This window comes from Amycolatopsis sp. AA4 (genome assembly GCF_002796545.1).
In the GTDB taxonomy this organism is placed as follows: Bacteria; Actinomycetota; Actinomycetes; order Mycobacteriales; family Pseudonocardiaceae; genus Amycolatopsis.
On the sequence record NZ_CP024894.1, the window covers coordinates 4,149,808 to 4,169,810 of the forward strand.

The 20,003-nt window shown below is 70.4% G+C and carries 4 protein-coding genes and 5 tRNA genes; 3 read left to right on the forward strand and 6 right to left on the reverse strand.

All coding sequences use genetic code 11. From position 1 onward, the window contains the following. Positions 1-31 precede the first annotated feature (31 nt). Both CU254_RS44810 and CU254_RS19375 read left to right on the forward strand, forming a co-directional pair. Positions 32-12,976: a type I polyketide synthase gene (locus CU254_RS44810; RefSeq protein ID WP_009078597.1), complete on the forward strand. Its 12,945-nt coding sequence runs from the start codon at positions 32-34 to the stop codon at positions 12,974-12,976. Beyond that, positions 12,963-16,520, forward strand: a complete 3,558-nt coding sequence (locus tag CU254_RS19375) for a type I polyketide synthase (protein ID WP_009078599.1) — start codon at positions 12,963-12,965, stop codon at positions 16,518-16,520. The genes CU254_RS44810 and CU254_RS19375 overlap by 14 nt, the downstream gene beginning before the upstream one ends. A gap of 963 nt (positions 16,521-17,483) precedes the next feature. Here the strand turns inward: CU254_RS19375 and CU254_RS19380 are convergent. The 5 genes from CU254_RS19380 to CU254_RS43105 form a co-directional block, all read right to left on the reverse strand. Further along, positions 17,484-17,557: transfer RNA gene (locus tag CU254_RS19380), tRNA-Lys, on the reverse strand. Between the two features lie 9 nt (positions 17,558-17,566). Next, positions 17,567-17,641: transfer RNA gene (locus CU254_RS19385), tRNA-Gln, on the reverse strand. A 180-nt stretch (positions 17,642-17,821) separates the two neighbouring features. After that, positions 17,822-17,895, reverse strand: a tRNA-Arg gene (locus CU254_RS19390). Between the two features lie 27 nt (positions 17,896-17,922). Next, positions 17,923-17,995, reverse strand: a tRNA-Gly gene (locus tag CU254_RS19395). A 26-nt stretch (positions 17,996-18,021) separates the two neighbouring features. After that, a tRNA-Tyr gene (locus tag CU254_RS43105) sits at positions 18,022-18,106 on the reverse strand. A gap of 502 nt (positions 18,107-18,608) precedes the next feature. Here CU254_RS43105 and CU254_RS19400 point away from each other — a divergent pair. Then, the gene (locus CU254_RS19400; protein WP_009078601.1) at positions 18,609-19,136 is read left to right on the forward strand and encodes a CGNR zinc finger domain-containing protein; all 528 of its coding nucleotides are present in this window, start codon (positions 18,609-18,611) and stop codon (positions 19,134-19,136) included. A gap of 5 nt (positions 19,137-19,141) precedes the next feature. Here CU254_RS19400 and CU254_RS19405 read toward each other — a convergent pair whose 3' ends face one another. Next, on the reverse strand, positions 19,142-19,921 hold the full coding sequence (locus tag CU254_RS19405) for an SGNH/GDSL hydrolase family protein (protein WP_009078602.1): 780 nt from the start codon (positions 19,919-19,921) through the stop codon (positions 19,142-19,144). Positions 19,922-20,003: the final 82 nt, after the last annotated feature.

Consider the following 20,003-nt stretch of genomic DNA (forward strand, 5'->3'; position numbering starts at 1 on the left):
GTTTTCTCCTACATTTCGACGGAGGAGCACGATGAGCCGATCCCTCGGAGGCGATGCGGAACCGGCGGGAGTCCCGATCTCGATCGTCGGGATGTCCTGCAAAGTTCCGGGAGCGGCCACGCCTGAATCGTTCTGGTCGCTGCTTGCCGACGGCGCGGAGACGGTGACCGATGTTCCGCCGGGCCGCGGACACTCGAGCTCGGCTCGCCGCGCGGGCTTCGTCGAAGGAATAGCCGAATTCGACGCGGAGTTCTTCGGCATCTCCCCCAACGCCGCCCGGATGATGGATCCGCAGCAGCGCCTGCTGCTGGAACTTGCCTGGGAGGCACTCGAGGACGCGCGGATCGTTCCCCGTTCCGGGGAAGAGGGGGTCGGCGTCTTCATCGGATCGATGTGGAGCGACTACGCGCTGCTCGCGCACGAGAGAGACGGCGCGATCCTCGATCAGCACACTCTGCCCGGCACGAACCGCGGAATGATCGCGAACAGACTGTCCTATTTTCTCGATGCCCGCGGACCGAGCTTCTCGGTCGACTGCGCGCACTCTTCGTCGCTTGCCGCGGTGCATCTCGCCGTGCAGAGCCTGCGGCGGGGAGAGTGTTCGCTGGCAGTGGCCGGAGGCGTCAATGTGAATCTCTCCGCGTTCAGCGAACGCGCGCTGGACAGGCTCGGCGTGTTCTCCCCCGAAGGCCGCTGTTTCGTCTTCGACGAGCGCGCCAGCGGTTATGTACGCGGCGAGGGCGCGGGCCTCGTGATCCTGAAGCGATCGGACGCTGTCGACGCCGCCCGTGACAAGGTATACGCGGAGATCCTGTCGAGCGTGGTCAATCACGGCGGCGGAGACACTCTGACCCGGCCGAGCGCGACAGCTCAGCGGGATCTGCTGACCGCGGCCTGCCGCGAGGCCGGCATCGACGCGTCCGAGGTGCAATACGTCGAACTGCACGCCGCTGGCACCCCGGCCGGCGACCCGGTCGAGGCACAGGCGCTCGGCGACGTCCTTGGCGGCGCGCGCGATCCGGGCGACCCGCTGCTCGTCGGTTCGGTGAAGACCAACATCGGGCATCTGGAGGGCGCGGCCGGCATCGCGGGCCTGCTCAAGGTCGCCCTGGCGCTGAAACACCGGGAACTGCCTCCGACGCTGCATCATCAGACGGCGCATCGCGACATTCCGCTGGACGAGCTGAATCTGCGGGTGTGCACGACCCGGCGCGGCTGGCCGCGGCCCGATCGGCCGCTCCTGTGCGGAGTCAGCTCGTTCGGCATCGGCGGCACGAATTGCCATCTGGTGCTGCGCGACACGCCGCGCGCGACGGCCGGCCCGCCGGCGTCCGCGCCGGACGAGACTTCTTCCCGGCCGGCGCCCTTGGTGATCTCTGCACGCAGCGACGCCGCGCTTCGCGCGCAAGCCGGGAACCTGCGAGAGCAGCTGCTCCGGCAACCCGAGGTGCCGTTGGAACACGTGGCGTATTCGCTGGCCACGACCAGGACCTTGTTCGAGCACCGCGCGGTGGCCGTAGCGGCCGACCGGGAAACGCTGGCGCGGGACCTCGGCGAGTTCGCCGTGCACAACCCGGCCGGTTCGCTGACCGCGGGACTGGTCTCCGGCGAGCATCGGGTCGCCGTCGTGTTCTCCGGGCAGGGCGGGCAGTACGCGGGCATGGGCCGGGAGCTGTACCTGGCCTACGAGGAATTCGCGTCCGCGTTCGACGCCGCTTGCCTCGAACTCGACCGTCATCTGGACCGGCCGCTGAAGGACGTGATCTTCGCGGCGGCCGGCGGCGCCGGGGAACTGGACCAGACCAAGTACACCCAGCCCGCGTTGTTCGCGGTGGAGTACGCGACCATGCGGCTGCTGCGGGAATGGGGCCTGTCCGCGGATTTCCTCGCCGGTCATTCCATCGGCGAGATCACGGCCGCCCACGTGGCCGGGATGATGTCCCTGCCGGACGCGGCACTGCTGGTCGCGACCCGGGGCCGGTTGATGCAGGAGGCCCGTCCCGACGGGGCGATGTACGCGGTCGAGGCCACCGAGCAGGAAGCTCTCGCCGAACTCGCCGGTCACGACGGAGCGGTTTCCGTGGCTTCGATCAACGCGCCAACGGGCACGGTCATTTCCGGCGACACCACCGCGGTGGAGGCGATCGCCGCGCGGTTCGACGCACTGGGCCGCCGTACCACTCCGCTGCGCACCTCGCACGCGTTCCACTCACCGCACATGGACAGCGTTCTCGAGCGGCTCGAAGCAACCGCCGCCACGATCGCCTATCTTCCCCCGCGCGTCCCCGTGGTCTCGGCGGTCACTGCGGACGTTCTGTCCGCCATGGACGCCGCGTACTGGTCCCGGCACGCGAGGGCCGAGGTGCGGTTCCTGGATGCCGTACGGCGCATGGAAGACCTCGGTGTCACCTCGTTCATCGAGGTGGGGCCGGGTGCCAAACTGGTGCCGATGCTGCGCGAATGCCTGTCCGGCCGCGCCGCCGGGCGTACTGTGATGCCCACGCTGCGAGCCGTCGGCTCCGACTCGCGACGGCTGCTCACGGCGATGGCTACGGTCCACGTCCAGGGCGGCGCGTTCGATATCGGGGCCGCTCTGGGACGAGCACGGGTCCGCACCGTCGACCTTCCAGTCTATCCGTTTCAGCGCAAACGTTTCTGGCTTCCGCGCGTCGGCACCGCAGTGGCGGCCGACGCGCCTTCGCCCGTGGCCGGAAGGTCCACGACCGCCGGCGATGCCGCGACACCGCGTACGACCGATCCGCTTGAGATCGTTCGCGGACACGCCGCGCGCATTCTCGGGCATGCCGACGCGCACGAAGTTGACCCCGACCGCACGTTCAAGGACCTGGGGTTCGATTCCGCCGCCACGGTAGAATTCTTCGACGCGGTCGGCCGGTCCGCTGGCATCCCTTTGTCCGGCGCGCTCGCCTTCGAGTACCCCACGCCACGCTCGCTGGCCGCTTACCTGGCCGATTCCCGTCCTCCAGAGGGCAGCACTCCTCCGCCGCCTCCGGAGAGCGAGGCAGACGGTGATCCGGTCGCGGTGGTGGCCATGGCGTGCCGCGCGCCGGGCGGCGTCACGACTCCGGAAGAGCTGTGGGACCTGCTCGAGGCAGGCCGCGACGCGGTCACCGCGATGCCCGCCGACCGCGGATGGGACCTGAATTCTCTGGTGTCTCCGCGAGGCCGGGAACGGACGACCTGCGCGACCGCAGGCGGGTTCCTTGACGACGCCGCCGGTTTCGACGCGGAATTCTTCGGCATCTCCCCCCGCGAAGCTCTGGCGATGGACCCGCAGCAGCGGCAGCTGCTCGAAGTCTCCTGGGAGGCAGTCGAGCGGGCCGGCATCGATCCGGCCTCGCTGCGAGACAGCCCCACCGGAGTGTTCGTCGGTGCGACGACCATGGAATACGGACCGCGCATGGCCGAAGCCGACGACGACACGGCGGGCTTCGTCCTCACCGGAACCGCACCCAGCATGCTGTCCGGAAGAGTGGCTTACGAGCTGGGCACGCGAGGCCCGGCGCTGACGGTGGACACGGCGTGCTCCGCCTCGCTCGTCGCCGTTCACCTCGCCGCACAGGCCTTGCGCAACGACGAGTGCGAACTGGCTCTCGCGGGCGGGGTCGCGGTGATGTCGACCCCAGGCATGTTCGTCGAGTTCGCGCGGCAACACGGTCTGGCTCCCGACGGCCGCTGCAAGGCGTTCAGCGCCTCCGCGGACGGAACCGGCTGGGCCGAGGCCGCCGGCGTCGTAGTACTGGAACGGCTGTCCCGCGCCCGCGCGCTCGGACACCCCGTACTGGCGACGATCCGCGGCTCCGCGGTCAACCAAGACGGTGCGAGCAACGGGTTGACCGCCCCCAACGGCCGTTCCCAGGAGGCCGTCATCGAAGACGCGCTGACCGCGGCGGGCCTGAACGCCGCGGACGTCGACGCGATCGAGGCGCACGGCACGGGCACGGCGCTGGGCGACCCGGTCGAGGCGAACGCCGTGCTGCGGACCTACGGGCGCGACCGGGACCCCCGGCGGCCCGCGTGGCTCGGGTCGGTGAAGTCCAACCTCGGCCACGCCCAGGCGGCGGCAGGTGTCATCGGCCTCGTCAAAATGGTGCTGGCGCTTCGCCACGAACTGCTGCCCAGATCCCTGCACATCACCGAGCCGTCTCCGCATCCGGACTGGGCGAGCGGCCGCATCGAGCTGCTGACCCGCCCGGTCGGCTGGCCGCGGCAGCAGCGGGTCCGGCGCGCGGCCGTGTCGTCTTTCGGCATCAGCGGCACGAACTGTCATCTGATCCTCGAGGAATCCCCGGAGGAGCATGCGCCGGTTGCCGGGCGCGACGATGCCGGGCGACCGGCGGCCCTAGTCCCGTGCGTGCTCTCCGCGGCGTCCCCGCAGGCGCTGCGGGAGTGGGCCGCGCGGTTGCGGCGGACAGCGGCCGAGCACGACCCCGCGGACATCGCGCACGCTCTGGCGACCACCCGGGCGGCGTTCGGCTATCGCGCCGTCGTGCTGGCCGCGGACCGGGCGCAGCTGCTCTCGGGTCTCGACGCCGTAGCCTCCGGGCAACCGCATCCCCGGGCAGTCACCGGGCGGGTCCGCCGTGGATCCGAGGAGGAGCGGCGGGCTCAAGCCGCCGCTGACGCCCTGTCCTCCGACGCCGCCCCCGAGGCTCTCGCCGACGCTTACGTCCGAGGAGCGAGACTCGCGTGGGACCGCGTTCTTCGCGCTCCGGTCCGCCGGGTGGATCTGCCCACCTACCCGTTTCAGCACACCCGGTACTGGCCGCGGACGCCGGCCGCCGCGTCCGCGCCGCCGCGCCGGGACGACCTCGGCGTCTTGCTGTACCAAAGCACGTGGGACCACGTTTCGCCGGCGGCGCGGGCGCTGTCCGGGCGATGGCTGATCGTCGCGCCCGCGGAGCGGGCAGACGATGAACTCGTCCAGGTCGTATGCCGAGGGTTGTCCCGCGGCGGAGCGCGCGCAGAGCTGATCGCGATCCCGGCCGGATGCGACCGGTCCGGCGTCCGGGAACGCCTCGCCGCCGCGGTCGCGGGCGGCCGAGCCGACGGGGTGCTGTCCTTGCTGGACGTCTCCCCGGGCGAGCCGTTGCTCCTCGCCCGGCCCGAGCTGCCGCCGGCCGGTTTGAATCTGCTGCAGGCGCTGCTCGACGAGGACATCGAGGCTCCGGTGTGGCAGGTGACGCGGCAGTCCGTGACGACCGGTCCAGAGGACCCGCCGGCCGATCCGCTCGGGGCGCGGACGTGGGCGCTAGGGCACACCCTGCGCCACGAAAGCCCGCAGCATTGGGGCGGGTTGATCGATCTGCCGAGCGCCCTCGACGAGCGGGCGATCGAAGATCTCCGCGCCGTCCTGGCCGGCGGCGGGGAGGACGAAGCGGCGATCCGGCCGTCCGGGGTGTTCGCCAGGCGGCTGGCCCCGGTTCCCGCGACCGGGCTCCCGGAGCGTCCTTGGCGTCCCCGCGGCACCACTTTGATCACCGGCGGCACCGGAGCTTTGGGCGGTCACCTCGCGAAGTGGCTCGCCCGCCGCGGCGCCGAACACCTGCTCCTGGTCAGCAGGAGCGGCCGGGACGCGGACGGCGCGGCAGCACTCGAGGCCGAGCTCTCCGCGCTCGGGTCAGCGGTGACCATCGCGGCGTGCGATGTCACCGACCGGGCGGAACTGTCGAAGGTGATCGCCGCCGTCCCGCGGCGGCACCCGCTGTCGGCCGTCGTGCACGTCGCGGGCACCCATGGAGCAGCGCCCCTGCGCGAGCTCACCGCTCGGCGCTGGTCCGAAGTGACGCGCACGAAGGTTCTCGGGGCCGTCAATCTCCACGAACTGACCCAGGGCCGGCAGTTGACGCGGTTCATCGTTTATTCCTCGGTCATGGCGGTGCTCGGCCAAGCAGTCCAAGGCGCGTACGCGGCCGCGAATGCATTCGTAGACGCCCTTGTCCGGTACCGGCTCGCGCGGCGGCTGCCGGGGACGTCGCTGATGTGGGGGCCGTGGAAGGGCGACGGCTTCGGCGCTTCTCTGGACGAGCGGACCTGGCACAGCCTGGGGCTGACGCCTACGGAGCCCACCACCCTTCTCGACATCTTCGACCACCTCGACGACAGCGATCGAGCTTCGCTGATCGTCGCCGACATCGACTGGAACCAGTACGGGGGCTACTTCGGCGAGTCCGGTCTGCTTCGCGGCCTCGCACGGCCAAGGGACGCCGGGATCGAGCCGAAAGAACTTCGTGCCCGGTTGCAAGGTTCCTCCGCGGCAGAACAGCGGCGAATCCTGACCGAGCTGGTGCGTACCCGCGCTGCTCACGTGCTCGGGCATCAGGACCGTGCGGCGATTTCGAAGAACGACGAATTCGAATCGCTCGGTCTCACCTCCATGACCGCCGTGCGGCTTCGTGACGAGCTCAACACGGCCACTGGCCTCCGGCTGCCGACCGGCCTGGCATACAACTGCCCGACCCCCGGCGCGGTCGCGGAGTACCTGTTGCGGTCGATGAGCGATTCCTCCGGCGAGAAAAGGGATCGCCGAGACCGGCTCGCCCCGGTCTCCCCGCCCGCGGCTCACCCGGGCCCCGAGAATGGCGACGCGGCCAACGCACCGAAAAGCACGGCGCCGACGACCCCGGCGGCCGCTCCCGAACCGGCGCTCCGCGAACGCGACGACATCGCCATCGTCGGCATGGCCTGCCGGCTGCCCGGCGACATCTGCGACCCCGAGGCGTTGTGGGACCTGCTCGTCCGCGGCGGCGACGTCACCTCGGACATCCCGGCCGACCGCGGATGGGACCTGACCCGTTTCGCCGATGCGGACGCGGGCACGCCCCGCAGCAGCTACTGCCGTCGCGGCGGTTTCCTTTCCGGCCCGGACCTGTTCGACGCGGACTTCTTCGGAATCTCTCCCCGGGAAGCGCTGGCGATGGATCCGCAGCAACGGATCCTGCTGGAACTGGCATGGGAAGCGGTGGAGCGGACGGGCATCGACCCGGCATCGCTGCGCTCGAGCGAGACCGGTGTCTACCTGGGGCTGCAACACGAAACCTACGGGGCGGAACAGACCGCCGAGGACTCCGTCGAAGGCTACGTGGTGACCGGAACCGCGGGCAGCGTGGGTTCCGGTCGCATCGCCTACTGCCTGGGCTTGGAGGGCCCCGCCGTCACTGTCGACACGGCGTGCTCGTCGTCGCTGGCCGCTGTGCACCTCGCCGTTCGGTCGCTGCGGCACGGGGAATGCGCGATGGCATTGGCCGGGGGCGTCACGGTGATGCCGGGGCCGCGGACGTTCTTCGAATTCTCCCGGCAACGCGGACTCGCGCCGGACGGCCGGTGCAAGCCGTTCTCCGACCGCGCCGACGGCATGGCGCTGGCCGAAGGCGCGGGGATCGTCGTGCTGGAACCGCTTTCGCGTGCTCGCGAGCGAGGCCGCCGGATCCTCGCTGTCGTGCGAGGAACGGCACTCAACCAGGACGGGGCTACCAACGGTCTCACCGCTCCCAGCGGCGCGGCCCAGGAGCGGGTGATCCGCAAGGCCCTCGCCGACGCCCGCCTCGATGCCCGCGACATCGACGCGGTGGAAGCACACGGGACCGGCACCCGCCTGGGAGACCCGATCGAAGCGGAGGCGCTGCAGACCGTGTACGGCGAAGGACGGGCGGACGACCGGCCGTTGTGGATCGGGTCGGTCAAGTCGAACCTCGGCCATACCCAAGCGGCCGCGGGGGTCGTCGGGGTGATCAAGACGGTGCTGGCGATGAACGCCGGGCTGCTGCCCCGCTCGCTGCACATCGACCGGCCGAGCAGCCAGGTCGAGTGGAACCGGGCCGCCGTGCGCCCGCTCGTCGAGGCCGTGCCCTGGCCCCGAACCAACGGAGCCCCGCGGCGCGCCGGCGTGTCGTCGTTCGGCATCAGCGGCACCAATGCCCACGCCATTCTGGAGCTCCCGGAACCGAGCACGACGTCCGCGCGCGAAACGCGGACCGCTCCGGACGAGAACAGCCCCGTCCTGCCTGTGCTGGTGTCGGGACATTCGCCGCGGGCGTTGGCGGCCCAAGCGGATCGGCTGCGTGCCCACCTCGTCGACCGGCCGGACCTGTCATTGCCCGACATCGCCTTCTCGACGGCGACCAGCCGCGCTCATCTGGAATACCGCGCGGCGGTCCTCGTGGAGAACAGAACCCAGCTGATCGACGCACTCGGCATGCTGCGGGACGGAGACGACTCCGCGCACACGGTGACCGGCCGCGCGAGCGCGCCTCCGGTCGTGTTCGTTTTTCCCGGGGACGGATCGCGGTGGCCGGGCGAAGCCCTGAATTCGCTGCGGTCGTGCCCGGCGTTCGCGCGACGCTTGCGGGAATGCGACGAGGCGCTGCGGGAACACCTGGGCTGGTCGGTTCTCGAGGTGCTCGACGGCTCGCCGCGTGCGGTGGGGCCGGACCCGGAAGAGGTGGCCGCGCCCGCGCACTTCGCGATGATGGTGTCGCTCGCCGCCGCGCTCGGCTCTCTCGGCGTCACCCCCACTGCGGTGCTCGGCCATTCCCATGGGGAAATCGCGGCCGCAGTGGTAGCGGAGGCGCTGAGCCTGGCCGACGGCGCCCGGGTCGTCGCCTCGCGCAGCCGGGCCTGCCGCACCCTTGCGGGGCGCGGCGCGATGGCGGCGGTGCGCACGTCCGAGCCTGGCGACGACGTCGTGCCCGCCCGCCTCGCCTCGCGGATCAATGTCGCCGCGACGAACGGGCCCAGGCATCTCGCGGTGTCCGGCGACCGGGACGCCGTCCAGGACTTCGTCCGCGCATGCGACGGCGTCAAGGTCGGAGCGACCCTGCTCCCGCACGCGTTCGCCGCGCACTCACCGCACGTCGAACCCGCCCGGGACCAGGTCGTCCATGATTTGCGCGACATCGCCGCGCGAACCCGCGAAGCAACGTTCTATTCCACGGTGACCGGTGGCCTCCTGCCGGGCGGCCGCGCGCTGGACGGCGAGTACTGGTTTTCGAACCTGCGCCGGACGACGCGGTTCCGGCAAGCCTTCGAGGCATTGCTTGACGACGAATATCGGCTGTTTCTTCAGCTGGGCCCGGACCCGGTACTGAGCGAAGCGCTCTCGGACACGACCGAGCTGCGAGACGTACGCACCTACCTCGGCGACTGTACGGCGCGAGAGGCGGCCAGCATGTCGCGGCTGGTGACTTCGGTTGCCGAACTGTACGCACACGGCGCGGACATCGACTGGGAAACCGCCTTCGCCGGGCGCGCTGCCGCTCGGGTCGACCTTCCCGCATACGCGTTTCAGCGCAGCAGCTACTGGATACCGCTCGCCCAGCACTCGGACAGCCAGTCTGCCGCCGACGCCGGGCTGGAGCCAGCGGCGCATCCGATGCTGTCGGCCGCCGTTCGCCTGGACGACGGCACGCTGTTGTTCACCACCCGGTTCGATATCTCCGCGCATCCGTGGCTCCGTGATCACCTTGTCCAGCAAGAGATACTGATGCCCGGGACGGCCTTCGTCGAACTGGCCGCGTACGCGGCGGCGGAGTCCGGACTCCAGCGGATCGACGAGCTGGTGATCCAGAAGCCCCTGGTGCTCGCCGAGGACCAGGCCGTGGATCTGCGGGTCCTGGCCGACGCGCCCGGCCGGGACGGGCGGCGAACCTTGCGGATCCAGTCGAGGCCGGCCCGCGCGCCGGGCGAATGGTCCACTCACGCCCAAGGACGGCTGAGCGCGGACGGCCCCTCGGAGCAGCCGGAGACCGCCCCACCGGCCGCCGGAACCGACGACATCGACGTCGAGGAGCTGTATTCCCGCTTCGCCTCGGCGGGAATCGATTTCGGCTCGTCGTTTCGGGTCGTGCGGAGGATGAGGCACGGCACTGGCGAAGTTTTCGCCGAGGTGGCGCTGAACGCCGGAGAGAGCGGGGACGCGGAATCGTTCCTGCTGCATCCCGCGTTGCTGGACGGTGCCCTGCAAGGCTCCTCGCTGCTCGGAGCCGGGCAGGCCTCGCTGCCGTTCGTCTACTCCGGCGTGCGGATCTTCGTCGCCAAGGCAGCGCGAGTCCGGGCGAGATTGACCGCGATCGCGCCCGAGGAAGTCCGCGTGGTCCTCTTCGGCGACAGCGAGGAGGTCGTCGCGGTGATCGAATCTCTGCGTCTGCGGCCCCCGGCGGCGGCGGGAGCCCAGGCCGGCGGTGCCCTCTACGCGCTGCGCTGGCATCCTGCCGCCGTGCCGCCCGGCCCAGCGCCGACGTCCCCGCGGATCGCGGTGCTGACGTCCGCGGCGGACCGCGTCCGCCCTGTCCCGGCCGCCCTTCCCGTGGTCGAGTACCCGAATCCGCGAGCCCTCCGTACCGCTGTCGAGCAGGGCGCTCCTGCTCCCGGCCTGATCCTCGCACCCGTGCACACCCTGAGCTGGATCCCGGAAACCGGCGCTGACCCGGCTGCCGTTCACGAAGTCGTCCAGCACACGCTGGCACTGATCCAGCTGGTGCTCGGCACCGGTGCGTTGTCGGACACCACGTTGGCCGTGCTCACCCGCGGCGCGGTCTCCGTCGCGGGAGAAGAGGTGACGGACGTCGGAGGTTCCGGCGTGTGGGGCTTGCTGCGCAGCGCGCAAACCGAGCATCCTGGCCGGATCGTGGCCATCGACCTCGACCCGGCGCGCGACCTTCTCGACGTCGGGCTCGTCGCGCGGTGGTGCCGTTCCGCGGAACCCCAGCTGGCCGAACGAGGATCCGACGTCCTGGTGCCGGGGCTTGCCGCCGTCTCCCCCGCCAGCACCGCGCCGCCCGGCGATACGACGTGGAAATTGACCGCACGGGGCACGACCGTGGACGAGCTGGTCTTCGAATCCGCCGACTCGACGCGCCGGCTCGGCCCCGGCGAAGTCCGGGTAGGCGTACGCGCCGCCGGGCTCAACTTCCACGACGTGGTCACCGCCCTCGGGGTCGTGCGCGACGGCAGCGGAATAGGCGCGGAATGCAGTGGAATAGTTCTCGAAGTCGGCGAGCAGGTTGCCGACCTGCACCCGGGCGACCGCGTGACGGGCTTGGCCGCGGACGCGTTCGCGCCGGTAGTGACAACCGATCGTCGGCTGCTGACGGAGATCCCCCCTGGTCTCGGCTTCGCCGAAGCCGCCGCGATTCCCGCGGTTTTCGCCACGGCGTATTACGCGTTGCACGATCTCGGCGGAATAGCCGCGGGCGATCGGATACTGGTGCACGCCGCTGCCGGCGGCGTCGGCAGCGCGGCGGCACAACTGGCGACGCTGGCCGGCGCTGAGGTGTACGGGACTGCCAATCCGGCGAAATGGGACCACCTTCGAGCCCGGGGATTCGCGGACGATCATTTGGCCTCGTCGCGCACTCTCGAATTCGCCGGAAAGTTCTCGGACGGCCCGGCCGGCGCCCGGTTCGACATCGTGGTGAACAGCTTGGCGGGCGCCGCTGTCGAATCCTCGCTCGGACTGCTGAAGAACGGCGGACGGTTCATCGAGCTGGGAAAGACTGATCTGCGGGACCCGAAAACAGTGTCGAAAACACACCCTGGCGTCAGCTACCGGCATTTCGACCTGAACGAGGTCCCTGTCGAGCGGCGCGGGGAAATCCTCCGCACAGTCACCGACCTGTTCCGGCGCGGCGCGCTGACTCCGCCGCCCCTGCGAGTCTGGGACATCGCCGACGCCGCGCGTGCGTTCCGGCACCTGCGCGACGGCTCCGGGATCGGCAAGAACGTCCTGACGATCCCGCGGAAGTTCGCCAAGCCCGGGACCGTGCTGATCACCGGAGGAACCGGCGCGCTCGGGCGAACCCTGGCTCGCCATCTGGTCGCCGGCCACGGAGTGAGCGACCTCGTTCTGGCGAGCCGCACCGGACCGGACGCCGAGGGCATCGGCGAACTCGTCAGCGAGTTGACTCGGCACGGAGCCGAGGTCCGGGTCGAACGGTGCGACGCGAGCGACCGAGCCGCCCTCGCCGGGCTCGTCGACAGCATCCCGGCCGCACGCCCTCTCACCGCCGTCGTCCACGCCGCCGGCGTGCTCGAAGACGGCGTGGTCTCCGACCTCGATGCCGCCGCGGTCGACCGGGTGCTGTCCGCGAAAATCGACGGCGCCCTGCACTTGGACTCGCTGACCGAGGGACACGATCTCGCCGCTTTCATCGTCTACTCCAGCGCGGCAGGCACCCTGGGCACCGCTGGACAAGCCGGCTACGCGGCGGCGAACGCCGCGCTGGACGGACTGGTCAGGCGACGTCGCGCGCGCGGGCTGCCCGCTGTCTCTCTGGGGTGGGGATTGTGGGAGCACCGCACCGGAATGACCAGGAACCTGGACGGCCGGGACCTGGACCGGCTGGCGGGCCTGGGGATCGGAACGCTCTCCGACGCCACCGCGCTCCGGCTTTTCGACCAGGCTCTGGGGCTCGGCGAACCGCATCCGCTTCCCATGAACCTGGACCTGGCCAGAGCCGCACGGCGACCCGCGCCGCATCCCCTGCTGCGAGACCTGCTCCGTGCCCGCGTGCCTTCGCCGACCGGCTCGGACGCGGACGTCTCGAGGGCTTCGTTCAGCGGCCAGGACGACCTGCTGGACCTGGTGTATGCCAAGACCGCCGCCGTTCTCGGCCGGAACAGCACTTCCGATCTGCTGCCGGACCGTCCGTTCAAGAATCTCGGATTCGATTCGCTGGCCGCGGTCGAACTGGGCAACAGCCTGAGCGGCGCCACCGGCCTCGCGCTGCCGGCGACCCTGGTTTTCGACTGCCCCACACCCGAATCCGTCGCACGTTACCTCGCCGAGCGGCTCCGGCCGGACGGCTCAGACGCCGCCCGGCACCCTGCTGAACCCGTCCCCGGGCGGCGGGAAACCGTCGACGCCGACGCCGACGGCGACATCGAAGCGGCGGACTCCGACGAAGAACTGTTCGCGATCCTCGACATCGAACTGGGAGGCGACGATGGCCAGCGCTGAGGAACTCCGCGACTACCTCGCGCGCACCGCGGTCGAGCTGCGTCGTTCAAAGCACCGGTTGCGGGAAATGGAACAGCGCGAGCGCGAACCTGTCGCGGTGATCGGCATGGGATGCCGGCTGCCCGGCGGCATCGACCGTCCGGAAGCGTTCTGGCGGCTGCTGGCCGAGGGCGGGGACGCGATCTCCGAGTTCCCCGACGACCGCGGCTGGAAGGCCGGCCAGCTCTATCATCCGGACCCGGACCATCCTGGGACGTGCACCGCTCGCCAGGGCGGATTCCTCCGCGACGCCACGCTGTTCGATCCCGAGCCGTTCGCCATCACTCCACGCGAGGCGGCAGCGATGGACCCCCAGCAACGCATCGCTCTCGAGACCGCTTGGCACACCGTGGAACACGCCGGCCTGGACGCGAACGACCTGAAAGACACTCCGGTCGGCACCTTCGTTGGCGTGTCGAACCAGGACTACCTGCCCCTCCTGCTCGGCAACACCGCGGCGCGGGGCCACGCGCTGACCGGCACGATCACCAGCGTGCTGTCCGGGCGCATCGCCTACACGCTGGGCTGGACCGGTCCGGCTTTGACCATCGACACCGCCTGTTCCTCTTCGCTGGTCGCACTGCATCACGCCGCGCGCTCGCTCAGACACGCGGAATGCGACCTCGCTTTGGCGGGCGGCGCGACCGTCCTGTGCACGCCCATGGCACTCACGGCCTTCAGCCAGCTGCGCGCCCTGGCGGCTGACGGCCGGTGCAAGGCGTTCGCCGCGACGGCGGACGGGATGGGAATCGGCGAGGGCGTCGTCCTGCTGATGCTGGAGCGATTGTCCGACGCGCAGCGGCACCACCACCCGGTGTGGGCAGTCATCCGGTCGTCGTTCACCAACTCCGACGGCAGAAGCAACGGATTGAGCGCCCCGAGCGCGTCCGCCCAGCGGCACGTGATCGCCAAAGCCCTGGAGACCGCTGGCCTGACGGCAGGCGACATCGACGCGGTCGATGCCCACGGCACCGGCACCAAGCTGGGCGATCCGATCGAAGCCCAGGCGTTGCTGGCCGTCTACGGTCAACGCCAGGGCGAACCGTTGTGGCTGGGATCGGCGAAGTCCAACCTCGGTCACACCCAAGCGGCGGCCGGTGCCGCCAGCGTCCTGAAAATGGTGCTGGCCATGCGGCACGGCACACTGCCCGAGTCCCTGCACATCGACGCGCCTACCCCTCTGGTGGACTGGGGCTCCGGCAACATCCGCCTGGCGACCCGACCGACGCCCTGGCCCGCGCTGCCGGAGCGCCCGCGCCGGGCCGCGGTGTCCTCGTTCGGCATCAGCGGCACCAACGCCCACCTGATCCTCGAAGCGGCGCCCGAGGCGCCGGAGCCTCCGTCGCCGGGCAGCTGCACCGTGCCCCGGCCGCGGGCCTACCTGCTGTCGGCCCATACGGGCGCCGCGCTGTCCGCGGCCGCCGCGCAGCTGGCCGAGCAGGTACGCGGAGAGCCGGAGCCCGCCCTCGACGACGTGGCCCACTCCCTTGCGCACACCCGTACCGCGCTCCCCTGCCGAGCGGCCGTTGTCGCGGAAACGGCCGCGGAACTGACCGCCGGACTCGACCGGATCGCCAGCGGCGGCACTGGCTTCGCTCGCGCCGAACGCTCGCCCCGCACGGCTTTCGTTTTCCCGCATGCCGTCTCGCCGTCCCGCGCCGGGACAGACCTCCAGCGGCTGCGCGGCTTCCGGGCCGCGGTCGACGCCTGTGCCGAGGCCTTTTCCCCTTTTCTGACCTGGTCGCTGGCCGACGCCTGCGCCGGCCGGGCACCGGCTCCGGATTTCGGCGATCCCGCGGTGGCGGGACCATGGGGATTCACTTTCATGATCGCCGCGGCAGCAGTGTGGCAGGAGTTCGGGATCCAGCTTGCCGCGACGATCGGCGACGGACTTGGCGCCATCGCCGCGGCCCATGTCGCGGGTTCGGTAAACCTGCCCGACTCGGTCCGGTTGATTCTCGCCCTCAGCACGCGAACACCCCAGCAGCCGGCGGAAGTCCCGCCAATCCGTTGGAACGCCTCCGCGACCCCGGTCCACGCCGCGGCCGATTACTCGATCGGCGATCGCATCACCGACGCGTCGGCATTGCTGCACCACGCGGCGCGGTCGACTTCCCCCGTGCCGTCCCAGGGAATTCCGGACGGAACCGGGAATGGAGCGTTCGTCACGCTCGACTGCGCCGGAGTCCGCGACGCGGCGCACGTTTACCGAGAACTCGAACGGCTGCATGCGCGCGGCGTCCGGATCGACTGGAAAGAAACAGTGCCAGCCGGCCGCCGGACGGCACTCCCGCTCTATCCTTTCCAGCGAACCCGATACTGGCCGGACGACGAATCGGCTTTCCGTGCGGCCGAGCCCGCGGGCACCGCGCACCGGGCGCTCGATCGCTCGAAAGCGACTTCCGGGGACCTCGACGGGAGCGGCGAGTCAGGCGACATCGTGTCGATTGTCCTCGGGTTGGTGGCTTCGGTAATGGCCGGGGAAGGGGAAAACCGGCCCGCTCGCATTCCCGCCGACCACACCTTCCGGGAACTCGGCTTCGACTCGCTGCTCGCGGAAAACCTCCTCTCCGGGCTGACCAGCGTGCTGAAACGTCCCGTGCGTGCTGGGGTGTTCTCCATGGAGAACACCCCAGCCGAACTGGCGGACCGGCTGTCCGACGACTCCCTCGGCTGGTCCGAGCCGCTCGCCGAAGCCGGCACGAGCCTGGACAGCCTGATGCGCAGCGGCTCGGACACCGGGCAGGGCGCAGACGTCTTCGACCTTCTCGGGGTCGCGGCCAGACTGCGGCCGCGATTCGACGACCCGGCGCGATCACGCACCCGGCCTCCGCTGAAACTGTCCCGGATCCCCGACGCCCCTCACCTGATCTGCTTGAAAACGATCACCCCGACGGTCGGCGACTTCGAATACACGCCGCTGGCTCGCGTTCTGGGCCACTCGACCAGCATGACGGTCCTGCCGTACCCGGGCTTCGCCGAGGGCGAACCGATCCCCGAGGACTTCACGACGCTCGCCGAAGCCCAGGCCGAAGCGGTGCTGCGGAACGCCGAGGGCAAACCGTTCACCCTCATGGGCCATTCGTCGGGAGGACTGATCGGATACCGGGTCGCGGAACTGCTCGAAGAGCGCGGCACCCCGGCCTCGGCCCTGATCATGGGCGACACCGCGTACCGCCACAGCACCACCAGGGAAGACCTCGACGGCGTGCTCACGATGATGCTCAACGACTGGGGCCGGTTCTTCGCTCGCGACAACGCACCGCTCACCGCGATGGGCTGGTACTGGCATCTCTTCAGCCAGTGGGAGCCCCGGCCGATATCGACACCGACCATGCTGATCCGCGCCACCGAAGGCGCCACCTCGGACAGCGCGGGCTTCCATGGCGCCTGGCCCCACGCCGACAAAACCGTCTTCACGCCCGGCACCCACTTCACGATGATGACCCGCCACGCGGCACGAACGGCCGCCCACATCGCCGAATGGCTTCACCGGTACGCCTGACAGCGGACTCGTCCGCGCGACTCGCCGCGCACCCGCGCGGAAAGGAGAAACGAGCGACCCGGCCGCACTCCTCACCAACGGAACGAGCTGTTCCCGGCTCGACCCGGGGCCTGACCGGACGAGATCGCCCATGGTCCGCATCGGATCCGGCGAGTGCCGCATCGAGGCAAACGCCTCCTCCTCGTACACCCGCCTTCGCACGCCACATACGCTGACATACTCCAGGCACGCATCGGCTCCGTCCTTCAGCTCATCAGCCCATCGACCAGGAAAGTCCCGCCAGGCTTCGGCATCACGCCGTACCGCACCGAGATCCGGTCCGCCCAGCGCAAGAACGGAACCGGCGTTCTCGACGGTCACCGCCTCCAGCGACTCGCCGCGATCAGCTCCGACGGAGACACCCGCGGGCACGCCGCGAAGCCGCGAGCAGAGTTCCAGCCCCAGCAGGGCGCCGTGCACTCGAATCCGCCAGACCGCAGCCCACAACGTCACCGGCGCGAAATGCTCCGCAACAACCACATCGACCTCCCTGGAAACAATGCTCACCGTCGCGGCACCGCCCTGAGCCGCGGTCACCGTTGACCTCACCGACCATCGGCCGACCTCGCCAGACAGCCCGGAAAGCGGTATCGAGCCGAGGCACCCGGCCAGCGAGACAGCGCCGAGCGACGTCTCGAACGAGTTCACCGAGCTGGTCCAGGCAGCGGGCTGCCCCCGACCGCTCTCCACGGGCTCCGCCATGGAGCCAGGCCATCATGGACCTCTGCACGAACGTCGCCCAGGAAGTCGCCGCCGACGCCGCCCGGAAACTCGCGTCGGCGATCTCCCGGCGGGGCGCATTGCACCTATCCCGCGCTCTCGGGCTCGCAGGAGACCACAATGGACGGTCGACCACCGGGCAACGCTTGGCCCTAACAGCACAAAACCCCAGGCCACCGACGCCGATGACCTGGGGTCCGAAAGTGGGCCGTCGGGGAGTCGAACCCTGAACCCGCCGGGTAAAAGCCGGCTGCTCTGCGCGGTTGAGCTAACGGCCCGTGGTGGTTTGGCTGCCCGTCGAGGGTTCGAACCTCGGTTTCCGCGTCCAGAGCGCGGCGTCCTGCCAGTTGGACGAACGGGCATCGGCTCCCGGTCCAGGGGGCGGACCTGGGCCAGCGGATCCACAATCCGCGGTGCTGCCCCAAACCGGGCAGAGTCGGATGCCCGCGGGTCGAACGCGGTGTCTCCTGGTCCCGAACCAGGCGGGGTCGCCGGTGCCCCTCGCATCCGAAGGCCCGGCGCCCCCTCGGCGCCGGGTCCGGTACCCCTGCCAGGACTCGAACCTGGGGCCTCCGCATTCGTAGTGCGGCGCTCTTTCCCGCTGAGCTACAAGGGCATGCGTCCGGCACGGGGCCGGACCGCGAGCGGCCGGAGGGCATCGAACCCTCTTCTTCGGTTTGGAAGACCGACGTGTCCGCCGAGTTCACCACGACCGCAAGGCGCGCCCTGGGTGCGGGCGCAGTGGTGAAGGAGGGAGTCGAACCCTCAATGCCCGTTCGGGCGCCCGGGTTACCGCCGGGTGGGGCTGCCGCTGCCCCGTCCTCACCGTGCGGGTCCGGCCGTGCTCGACCGCCGGACCCGGCGCTCGTCCTGGCCGCGGGTGAGGCGACGGGGACGAGTCTCGGAAATGTCTTGCTCCGTTGTGTAGCTGTCAAAGAACTGTCGAAAATAGGCAGCGGGGAAATGCCGTCGCGAAAATAGAAACGCGGCGGAGAGAATTGAGGTGGGCACTGACAAGGGAAGCCGCCCGGATCGGTTTCCCGACGAGGGCGGCTCCCGGTACGCGAGCGACGCTGCGTCAGGTCAGGGAGCGGATACCGCCTTTTCGGCCGGTTTGGCGCTGGTGGAGCGGGGAACACTGGACAGCGCGGAGTGCGGCCGGATAGCGGCCTCGCATCTCCCGCATCCGCATGTTCGTCATGACCGCTCCTTCGTCCGCTGTAGTGGATTCATCTTCACCTACGCCGAATCGATGCGTCAATCTTATTTTCCGGACGATTGTTTCCGGGCGGGGTTTCCGCGGAGGACGGAACGTGCTGTAATGGGCGAGTGCACTTCAACCCTTACGGTGGCGCGGGCGCGCAAGTAGCCGCCGACCTGGCGACCCTTTCCCAGCGCGACGACGTCACGGCCGCCGAGGTGCGGGCCGCGGGGCAGGCGCGGGAGATGGTGCTGCCGCGCCTCACCGCGGACGAGGCAGGACAGATTCTCGCGTGGGGGCGGCGGCTGCACGAGGTGTTCGTCGCGGAGACGACGGCCGAGCGGATCGATCTCCTCAACGAACTGCTCGCTGTCGCCGCGTGCCGGCCGAACATCGCCAGCCACGACGGGAAAGCGCCGCATCTGCACTACTCGAGCGAGGGCGCGGGCGTGGTCGAGCGGTTCTACGCCTACACCGCGGGCGGGCTCGCGCATCTGGTGTGCGAGGAGCCGCACCGTCTCGGCGTCTGTGCGCGCGAGGGGTGCGGCTTCGCGTTCGTGGATACGTCGCGCAACGGTCGGCGGCGGTTCTGTTCCACTCGCTGCGGCACGCGGGTCAACGTCGCCGACCATCGCGCGCGGCAGGTCGCGGGCTAGGCCCGTCAGTCGAGCGCTTGGGCGGGCGCGCCGAACGACTGCAGTTCCGGGTATTTCGCGGCGATCGTGTCGCCGGAGGATTCGCCGCGCAGGCGTCGGCCGATCCACGGCAGCGCGTGCTCCCGGCCCCAGCGGAGGTTCGCCGCGCGCTGTTCCCGCGCGGACAGGCGCGGCCGCGGTCCCAGCGCGACGTGCGCGAGACTGTGCTGCACGCCCAGCGCGTCGAGGACGGCGATGGCGATTTCCGTGTGCCCAGCAGCATTCAGGTGCAGACGGTCTGCGGACCACATGCGACGGTCGCGCAGCTGGCGCATCGACCACATGTCCACCAGCAGCGTCTCGTGCCGCGCCGCGATGCCGCGCACGTGCTCGTTGTAGATCGCGACCCGGCCGCGGATCTGCCGGAACAGCGCGTCTTCCACGCCGTCGACGCCGGTGAACAGCAGCACCTGCGCCCCGGCCGCGCGGAACCGGGCGACGGCGCGCTCGTACGAGTCGGCGAGGCTGTCGATGTCGACCCGCGGCCGCATCAGGTCGTTGCCGCCCGCGTAGACCGTGACGAGGTCCGGCTTCATCGCCAGCGCCGGTTCGACCTGCTCGTTCAGCACCTGCGGCAGGAGCTTCCCGCGCACCGCCAGGTTGGCGTAACGGAACCCCGGCTCCCCGGCGGCCAGCACCTCGGCCACCCGGTCGGCCCACCCGCGCACCCCGTTGCGCGCGGACGGATCGTCGTCCCCGACGCCTTCGGTGAACGAATCGCCAATACAGACTAAGCGGTTGGTCATTGCCTCAGTTTAGGCCCGGCTCCCCCGCCCTGGGCACGGCGCCCGCCGAGGACAGCGCGGAACGGATCGCGGGCAGAAACCC